This window comes from Burkholderia sp. MSMB1459WGS, from assembly GCF_001534535.1.
Taxonomy (GTDB): domain Bacteria; phylum Pseudomonadota; class Gammaproteobacteria; order Burkholderiales; family Burkholderiaceae; genus Burkholderia.
Genome location: NZ_LPMU01000004.1, coordinates 1 through 1506 on the forward strand (window position 1 = coordinate 1; position 1506 = coordinate 1506).

At 69.2% G+C, this 1506-nt stretch carries 1 protein-coding gene; it reads right to left on the reverse strand.

Annotated features, from left to right (window positions below; translation table 11 throughout):
* The coding region (locus tag WT97_RS01630; protein WP_060352698.1) for an efflux transporter outer membrane subunit at positions 1 to 1505 on the reverse strand (1505 nt) is incomplete at its 3' end.
* Between the last annotated feature and the right edge of the window lies 1 nt (position 1506).

A 1506-nucleotide genomic window follows, 5' to 3' on the forward strand; every position in this document is an offset into this window, starting at 1 on the left:
GTTGCCGACGCAGGCGCCGGAGCGGCCGCCTTGTCGTAATCGACCGGCGCATCCGGCGCGCGCGGCGCTTCGCCCGCGCGCTGGATCCAGCCGCCGCCGAGTGCGCGGTACAGGTCGACCAGGTTCGTCCAGCGTGCCAGACGCGCGCTGATCAGCGACTGCTGCGCCGAGTACAGATCCGTCTGCGCGGTCAGCACCGACAGGTAGCTGTCCACACCGTTCTTGTAGCGCAGGTCCGACAGATCGAAGCGACGCTGCTGCGCGTGCTCGTTGCGCTCGAGCGCCGCGATCTGCTGGTCGTACGTGCCGCGTGCGGCCAGCCCGTCCGACACTTCGCGGAATGCCGACTGGATCGCCTTCTCGTAGTTGGCGATCTCGATGCGCTTCTGCACGTTCGCGAGATCGAGGTTCGCGATGTTCGAGCCACCCTCGAAGATCGGCAGCGCGATGTTCGGCGCGAACGACCACGCCGCCGTGCCGGCCTTGAACAGGCCGCCCAGCGTCGGGCTCGCGGTGCCGAACGCGGCCGTCAGCGAGATCTTCGGGAAGAACGCCGCGCGGGCCGCGCCGATGTTCGCGTTCGCGGCCAGCAGCGTCTGCTCGGCCTGCATCACGTCCGGACGACGCGTGAGCAGATCCGACGGCAGGCCCGCCGGCACGTCCGTCAGCAGGTTCTGCGCATCGAGCGGCAGGCCCGCCGGCAGATCGTCCGGCAGCGGCTCGCCGATCAGCAGCACCAGCGCGTTCAACGCCTGCGCGCGGGCACGGGCCTGCGCCTGCTGGTTCGCGAGCGCCGTCTCGACGACCGTCTGCGCTTGACGCAGCTCGAGCTCGGAGCCCGTGCCGTTGTCGAACTGCAGCTTGGTCAGGTCGTACGACGCCTGCGCGGTCTTCAGCGTGTCTTCCGTGACCTTCAGCAGATCGTCGGTCGACAGCAGCGTCAGGTATTGATCCGCCACCTGCGACACCAGCGAGATCTCCGACGCCTGCCGCGCGTACGACGTCGACAGGTACTGCGCGAGCGCCTGATCCTTCAGGCTCTGCACGCGGCCGAACAGGTCGAGTTCCCACGATGCGGACAGCCCGACGTTGTAGACGCGCGAGATCAGCGGCTGGCCCGTCTGCGACACCCCGGCCGGATAGCGCTGGATGTTGCCCGTGCCCGTACCGTCGAGCGTCGGGAACAGCCCCGCGCGCGTGATCTGGTACTGCGCACGCGCCGCCTCGATGTTCAGCACCGACACGCGCAGGTCGCGGTTGTTTTTCAGCGCGATTTCGATCAGCCGCTGCAGGCGCGGATCGACGAAGAACTCGCGCCAGCCAATGGCGGTCGCCGCCTGGCCGTTCGCGCTGCGCGCGCCGGCCGCGCCCGGCTGCGTCGCGTAGACGCCGCCGGCCGGGTACGCCTGCGCGACGGGCGCGTCGGGCCGCTTGTAATGCGGCGCCATCGTGCACCCCGTGGCAAGGAGCGCGACTGCGATTGCAGTCAAAGCGTGTTTTTGCATC